This window comes from Acinetobacter lwoffii (assembly GCF_024129355.1).
In the GTDB taxonomy this organism is placed as follows: domain Bacteria; phylum Pseudomonadota; class Gammaproteobacteria; order Pseudomonadales; family Moraxellaceae; genus Acinetobacter; species Acinetobacter lwoffii_I.
Genome location: NZ_JAMXXP010000061.1, coordinates 1 through 6592, shown reverse-complemented (window position 1 = coordinate 6592; position 6592 = coordinate 1). Strand labels below are relative to the sequence as shown.

General features: G+C 37.9%; 8 protein-coding genes and 2 pseudogenes. 4 read left to right on the top strand and 6 right to left on the bottom strand.

Annotated features, from left to right (window positions below; genetic code table 11):
- Positions 1–106, bottom strand: a pseudogene (locus NI468_RS15715) (IS6 family transposase); the annotation flags it as partial.
- 64 nt (positions 107–170) lie between these two features.
- On the opposite strand from NI468_RS15715, the pseudogene NI468_RS15710 reads away from it, so the two are divergent.
- Together NI468_RS15710 and NI468_RS15705 are read left to right on the top strand one after the other, a co-directional pair.
- Positions 171–377: pseudogene (locus NI468_RS15710) on the top strand (type II toxin-antitoxin system RelE/ParE family toxin); the annotation flags it as partial.
- Complete coding sequence (locus NI468_RS15705; RefSeq protein ID WP_000985610.1) at positions 378–659, top strand: addiction module antidote protein; 282 nt, start codon at positions 378–380, stop codon at positions 657–659.
- A gap of 86 nt (positions 660–745) precedes the next feature.
- Here NI468_RS15705 and NI468_RS15700 read toward each other — a convergent pair whose 3' ends face one another.
- Complete coding sequence (locus tag NI468_RS15700) at positions 746–1288, bottom strand: cysteine hydrolase family protein (protein ID WP_058951821.1); 543 nt, start codon at positions 1286–1288, stop codon at positions 746–748.
- 83 nt (positions 1289–1371) lie between these two features.
- The gene (locus tag NI468_RS15695; RefSeq protein ID WP_005176778.1) at positions 1372–2256 is read right to left on the bottom strand and encodes an MBL fold metallo-hydrolase; all 885 of its coding nucleotides are present in this window, start codon (positions 2254–2256) and stop codon (positions 1372–1374) included.
- 132 nt (positions 2257–2388) lie between these two features.
- On the opposite strand from NI468_RS15695, the gene NI468_RS15690 reads away from it, so the two are divergent.
- The gene (locus tag NI468_RS15690) at positions 2389–3360 is read left to right on the top strand and encodes a GlxA family transcriptional regulator (protein ID WP_253102578.1); all 972 of its coding nucleotides are present in this window, start codon (positions 2389–2391) and stop codon (positions 3358–3360) included.
- A 675-nt stretch (positions 3361–4035) separates the two neighbouring features.
- On the opposite strand, the gene NI468_RS15685 is transcribed toward NI468_RS15690, so the two are convergent.
- The 3 genes from NI468_RS15685 to NI468_RS15675 all read right to left on the bottom strand — a co-directional run bounded on the left by NI468_RS15685 (position 4036) and on the right by NI468_RS15675 (position 5883).
- Complete coding sequence (locus NI468_RS15685; protein WP_100358188.1) at positions 4036–4560, bottom strand: PaaI family thioesterase; 525 nt, start codon at positions 4558–4560, stop codon at positions 4036–4038.
- Between the two features lie 74 nt (positions 4561–4634).
- Positions 4635–5030, bottom strand: coding sequence for a hypothetical protein (locus NI468_RS15680; RefSeq protein ID WP_004282178.1), 396 nt, complete (start codon positions 5028–5030; stop codon positions 4635–4637).
- Positions 5005–5883 (bottom strand): alpha/beta hydrolase family protein, encoded by an 879-nt coding sequence (locus NI468_RS15675; RefSeq protein WP_004282179.1) that lies wholly within the window; start codon positions 5881–5883, stop codon positions 5005–5007. The genes NI468_RS15680 and NI468_RS15675 overlap by 26 nt, the downstream gene beginning before the upstream one ends.
- 86 nt (positions 5884–5969) lie before the next feature.
- Between NI468_RS15675 and NI468_RS15670 the strand changes: the two genes are divergently transcribed.
- Positions 5970–6335: a MerR family transcriptional regulator gene (locus NI468_RS15670; RefSeq protein WP_004733161.1), complete on the top strand. Its 366-nt coding sequence runs from the start codon at positions 5970–5972 to the stop codon at positions 6333–6335.
- Positions 6336–6592 lie beyond the last annotated feature (257 nt).

Genomic DNA, 6592 nt, shown 5'->3' with positions numbered 1-6592 from the left:
CGAGCATTTCTTGAAGTTCACGATAGCTGATGCCATATTTACAATACCAACGAACAGCCCAAAGAATGATTTCACCTTGAAAGTGCCGACCATGGAAGGGATTCATCTGCTGTATCTCGAAATAAATAAGATATTTAGCTTATCATGTCAGCCTATTTGCAACAGTGCCGGTTGAAGATGGAAACTTTGGAGATACTGAACCAGTCGGTGAAGGTGTCTCTGAATTACGTTTCTTCTTTGGACCTGGCTACAGGATCTATTACTGTAAGCAAGGGCAAAGGGTCGTTATTCTTTTAGCAGGCGGAGACAAGTCTACGCAAAGTAAAGATATAAAACTTGCCCTACAACTAGCACAAGATTTAGAGGAGGAGCTGTAAATGGCTATCAAACTTCGTAAATGGGACAGTGCTGAACATCTTAAAACAGAAGAAGATATGCAAGCTTACCTACAAGCCTGTATAGATGAATCTAATGGTGATGCGGCATTCATTGCAAAAGCTTTAGGTAATATTGCTAAAGCTAAAGGAATGGCTCAATTATCAAGAGACACAGGTTTAGGCCGAGAAAGTCTTTATAAAGCACTTTCTGGCGATGTAAATCCAAGCTTTGATACTGTTATTAAAGTGGTAAAAGCGCTGAATTTACGCTTAGCAATTTAAAAAAAACTAGTAAAAAAGGGAACCTAAAGCTCCCTTTTTTAACTTCATATAACGTGTATTATGTTAATTTTAGGAAATCTTAGTCTTTAGCTAACATAATCTTCAGTTGATATTACTTGAGCATATGCAAATTCAAAAGCGGCCATTAATGTTGCATGGACATGACCAGCAGGTACTTTAACGCCATTAAATTCCAAGTCTAGTGTTGCACAAGCATCATGTATCACTTTTACCTTATAACCAAAATCAGAAGCAGCACGAACAGCAGCATCAACACACATATGCGTCATAGCACCAATCACGACTAACTCAGTCACTTGATTGCTATCTAAAATTTCTTTGAGATTCGTATTTAAGAACGCATTGATGTGATTTTTAATGATTACAGCTTCATCTTCTTGCGGCTTAACTGTGTCCTGAAATTCAATACTATTTGAGCTAGGTTCAAATATAGGAGATTCAGCATCAGCAATATGTTGCACATGAATCACTTGAGTACCCAGTTGACGGGCTTTCGCAATTACTTTCACTGCATTAGCAGCAGCTTGTTCAATATTTACCAATGGTAATTTACCTGTAGGTAGATATTCATTTTGTAAGTCGATAACTAATAAAGCTGATTTTGACATACCTATTCCTTTACTTAACTAATATTTGTTTTGTTCTACTTATGTTTTAAAGAAGTGGAATGCTTCCACTTCTTTAAGTCACTTTAGAAAGAAAGCGTTTCACCATCGATAGGAATTAAAACCTTATCTTGGATTCCTTTGTCCTTTACGTAATCTGCAAGCTCAGCACGTGTTACCGACATGTGGTTAATTGCATCCATGTGAACAGCAACCACTTTAGCATTTGGTGCTTTCTGAGTTGCATGATAAGTATCTTCTTTGCCCATAATAATGGATTCTTTAAAGCCATCAACCAAGGCGTTACCTGTATTCAAGACAATCACATCAGGTTTAAATGTTTGAATCGCTTGATCAACTTCAGAACGCCAGATGGTATCTCCTGCCACATAAACAGTTTCATGGCCAGCAGCTTCAAATACCACACCCATTGCTTCACCTAATCCAGCTTTAAGCTTAGGAATACGGTACATGGCATCAGTACCGTGTTGACCACCAGTTTTAGTGAGCTTAATCCCTTCAAAGGTCGCTTGAGTTAATACACGAACATCTTTGAAGCCTTGTGACTGAATGATTTTCTGGTCTTCTTTATTCTGTACAAACAACGGCATGTTTTTCGGAATAGTCGCTTGTGCTGCATCATCCCAATGATCTAGATGGGTATGGGTCACGATTACCGCATCTACACCTTCTAAAATCGTTTCGGGCTTGATAGGCAAATCGACTAATGGGTTCCGTAAATAGCTACGATGAGTATCAGGAAAACCTTCATAGAATCCTTTTTTAGCAAACATTGGGTCAATTAAAAAAGTCGTATCAGCATAGGTTACTTTAATCGTTGCATTGCGAATTTCTTGTATATGCGTAACTTTAGAAGTATCTCGCTGAACCACCTTATCATTCGCATATAAATGGACTGAAGCCATTGCCAGAGAGAGTGCAATAACAGAGCTACTTAAAATTTTATTCATGTTCCAGATCCAATCATTTAGTCATACTCGAATCATGATAGGAAAAATTAAGCAATAAAATTGTCCTTAAGGACAATCATCGAAACTATTGGGACAACATGCTATATTTATTATTTTAGAGAGGTAGATTGAATGGCTATACCAGTGATTGGATTGTTCGTATATCCCAATATAAATCCATTTCACTTCTCTATCCCCCATATCATTTTCAATATCAAGATTGAAGATAAACGCTTATTTGATCTAAGAATTTTTTCTATAGATGGCCAACCCGTAAAAACAGAACAGTCTATGATGATTATCCCTGATGGGGGGATCGAACTTATTAAACAATTGGATCTTATTATTATTCCTGGATGGGATGATTTTAATCACAAACCTGAAAAAGTACTTATCGATGCCCTAAATTGTGCATATCAAGCTGGAATTAGAATTGTAGGGTTATGCTACGGAACTTATGCATTGGCATATGCAGGGCTGCTTGACCATAAAAAAGCAGCTACGCACTGGATGGCTGAACAGGATTTTAGTGAACGATTTCCACAGGTTCAACTTGATAATGACGCCCTGTATGTAGAAGACCAAAGGATCGTAACCTCTGCTGGAACAGGCGCAGCGTTAGACTGCTGCTTGTACTTGGTACGTGAAATCTATAATGCACGAATTGCGAATAAAGTTGCTAGAGTAATGGTGATCCCGCCTCACCGTGAAGGTGGGCAAACTCAGTTTATTGAACAGCCAGTCGCAGAATCGAGCCAAGATGCACAAATTAATGTATTACTTGATTTTTTAAGAAAGAATTTAGCCTTACAACATAATATTGAAAGCCTCGCTGAACGGACACATATGACACGCAGGACGTTCACACGGTACTTTAAGAAAGCGACAGGTATGACCTTAGTCGATTGGCTGAATACTGAAAGAATCAGATTAAGTTGTGAACTTTTAGAAGCGACAAACTTGTCTATCGAAAAGATAACCGAGCTTTCAGGTTTTAATAATACCGTGTCATTTAGAAAAAATTTTCGTGAAAAATATGGCACCAGCCCTCAGGCATGGAGAAAAGCTTTTGGGATCATTAATGAAAATAATCCACCCATTTAACATAATGGCGCTTATACGAAGTACACTTGTATATTAATATGAATTTCAATCACTTAATGAAAACAGAAAAATCCCAAAATGACCAAAAAGCCGATTTTGAAACAAGTCGGCTTTTTTATGAGCGATTTTGATAGTTCTTGCTAATAAATTTGTTTAAAAAGTAGTCGATTTTGGCATTTTCCCAATGTTCTCAGCTCTTCCAGGGCGAAAACTATCCCCAATTACTGTGGATGAAATTTAGGCTATTTTGTACGCTTTGGCTCACATCAATCTCGGCTCTTTGCTGCTATCCGGAATACTGGAATTTTCATATGATTGAATGGTCAGGAACAGGAAGTTCCATATAATTAAAAATAAGCACTAGGATGGCGCTATATAAGACAGGCAAAAGCACAGAGACCTAATGTTCCAATAAAAAACCCCGGCAGGATGCTGGGGTTTTTTATTTCTAAGATTAATCCTTAATTTCTAAATTTCATTCTGAATGTGATGTGGTTCCGTTAATTAGACCACTCAATCTAGTTTTATAAGTGATAAATCCGCTCTAAATATTTAAATTATGCTGCCATTACTTTTGGTAAATGTCGATCTCCGTTGGGGTATACCCATATAATATCCATTATATTCTTAGCATTTTTCTTTGGTTTAAAAGCTATTAACGATCAAAAATTTTATCTAAACATCAAGAATGATGCAGGTTGTGGTGGCATGGGCATATAATTTGCCATCAGGCCCTACAATTTTGCCTTCAGCAGTCGCTGTTCTCCGACCAGCATGAATGACTTTGCCTTCAGCCCGTACTAAAGGTGTTGCCACTGTCAAAGCTCGCACCATATTTACTTTTATCTCTAAAGTTGTGTAGGTTTTTCCTGCTGGCAAAAGGGTATGGACAGCGCAGCCAACAGCGGAATCTAAAAGCGTGCAGAACCAGCCGCCGTGGACTGTACCCAATGGGTTGTAATGATGAAGCTTTGGACGCCCTTGAAAAACGGCAATACCTTTTTCCATATGAATAGGAGTGTAGTCGAGCGTTAGACCAATAGGAGGATGAGGCAGCTCTCCTGCAAACATAGCATTAAAAATGTCCATACCGCTGCGAGTGGTTAAGTCTGATAATGGAATGACGTCAGCGTCACCTAGCTTTTCTCTAATGAGTGCTTCTTCTCTTTCCCATGTTGCTATAGTTTCTTCAACATTCATTTTCAATTCCTTAAAACGATAAATAAGATGTTAGCTCATTCTTATAAAGACCAAAGTTTTATCAATTAGTGTTCTTAATGCCCACTTTTATTTTTAAAATACATCGTTACATAGCCGATTAACCAAAAAGCACATATTGCTTGAAACCAGATAAGACTGTGCATGGTGATCGTCATAATATTATCAGTCTTAACGTTGTAGTGTAGTAATGACAATAAACCCATCAAGGCATACAAATAAAGCCACCAATGCCCCTTGCTCATCTGGCTTTTGACAGCCACGATCAAGCCGTAGATACCGATTGGTGTCATGACGAACCAAAAAGCATCTACCAGATGAGGGGATAACCAATCAGGCTCAGGATAGTGATCAAAATGAACCACATTATGAACATAGTGCAAAATGCTCGAGAACACATTAAGTAATACAATAAAAATCAAGGTTTTACAATGTTTGTAACGATTTATCATGGTGTACCTTGTTGATCGTCTCTAAAATATCTTGCCAAATATGAGTGTTTTTACTTCTAAAATAGCCAAAATGCCCAATTGATTGGTCTGATCCCTTGCTAATGGTATAGCGTTTAAAAGTGATGGGTTGATCGCTAGTCACATTTTTCCAAAAATTATGCAGGTTGCGTTCAGTACAGATTTCATCATCATCGGCAGTGAAGACGAAAGTTGGCACATTAAAATTCTTGTAAGTCCCGAGGGGAATGGTTTTCCCATAGAATTTATCCGAGAAAAACAGCTCTTTTTCTCGGCACCAAGCACCCCATTCCTCTGTAAAACCAGCTGGCAAATCTTCCATGAGTTTGAAGCTTTTAGCCGGCACATAATTAAAGACTTTATTACTAAGCGGTGCTAAAAAACGGAAAAAGAAGTTAGCCTTAAGACGATAGCGAAGCGGCATATAGCTAAAGTATCCTGCTGAGACAGCCACTGCGATTAAAGCATCCAATTGATCAGCATTATGAGCAAGGCCAACTTGTTGACCTCCAGCGCTATGCCCTACGCAATACAAGGGTAAGTCATTGAACAGGCGCTTGGCTGTATCGATAACAGCTGGAATGTCGTACCGTCCGATATCAGAATACTGATAATGACAATCCTTTAGATGACTCACTTTAGAATCGCAAAACCCTCTGTAATTCCATAGAATGACATGGAAACCATGCTCTCTTAAATATTTAGCAAAAGGTAAATAATAAGAAGTATTGGTAGCGGTTCCTGGGTTTATTAGAACAACGGCTTTAGGATTAGCAGCTTTATAAAGAGTTGCACGCAGCTCGACGTTATCATCCGTCAATATATTAATATCCATAAAAAACCCTACTTGTTGTTAATTAATGGCTACTATAAACTATGGATATTACTCCACAGTCAAACGTTAAGTGAGCGTGCTCGATAATGAATACAAAAGAATTAACTGAAATAGTCGGATTAAGCAGAGATACAATTCGTTTTTATGAGAGAGAAGGGTTGATATTGCCACCATCTAGAACAGCTAATGGCTATAGAGACTATACTAATAAGACAGTCGACCAGCTTAATATGATCTCCATGGCGAAAGAGTTAGGTTTTACCTTAAAAGAGATTAAAGAGTTAACAGAGCTACTGTATACAAACAACCTGACCCAATCACAAATGGGTGAAAAGCTTCTAGAAAAAAACAAGCAAATTGAAGTTAAGATTCTAGAGTTATCTAAAATGAAAGCGTTGATAGATGATGCATTAAAAGGCATGTGTGAATATAAGGATAAGTTGGCGCTTTGAGACCTTCCTAAATTTTGTGTAAGTATTTAATCTAAACGTCAGTTACACAGAATCTGGGATGGTCTCTTCAAGTCCTCACTAGAGCACCGATCATAGATAGAATATCTATGGTAAGTACAGAGGTGGTCCCACTTGTTTGAACAACTAAAAGCTTATTTATAAGTGATACGCCAATCTCAACTTTTAATTAAGTTTTCCAACTGTAAAGGAGGATTACCTAATTGAGAATTTAAAACGACTGAAATTGTATGTGAAAG

Excerpts from the sequence above, each read along its gene's own strand:
- NI468_RS15675 (WP_004282179.1), bottom strand. The coding sequence starts at position 5,883 with ATGGATATTAATATATTGACGGATGATAACGTCGAGCTGCGTGCAACT.
- NI468_RS15695 (WP_005176778.1), bottom strand. The coding sequence starts at position 2,256 with ATGAATAAAATTTTAAGTAGCTCTGTTATTGCACTCTCTCTGGCAATG.
- NI468_RS15705 (WP_000985610.1), top strand. The coding sequence starts at position 378 with ATGGCTATCAAACTTCGTAAATGGGACAGTGCTGAACATCTTAAAACA.
- NI468_RS15690 (WP_253102578.1), top strand. The coding sequence starts at position 2,389 with ATGGCTATACCAGTGATTGGATTGTTCGTATATCCCAATATAAATCCA.
- NI468_RS15670 (WP_004733161.1), top strand. The coding sequence starts at position 5,970 with ATGAATACAAAAGAATTAACTGAAATAGTCGGATTAAGCAGAGATACA.
- NI468_RS15685 (WP_100358188.1), bottom strand. The coding sequence starts at position 4,560 with ATGAATGTTGAAGAAACTATAGCAACATGGGAAAGAGAAGAAGCACTC.
- NI468_RS15680 (WP_004282178.1), bottom strand. The coding sequence starts at position 5,030 with ATGATAAATCGTTACAAACATTGTAAAACCTTGATTTTTATTGTATTA.
- NI468_RS15700 (WP_058951821.1), bottom strand. The coding sequence starts at position 1,288 with ATGTCAAAATCAGCTTTATTAGTTATCGACTTACAAAATGAATATCTA.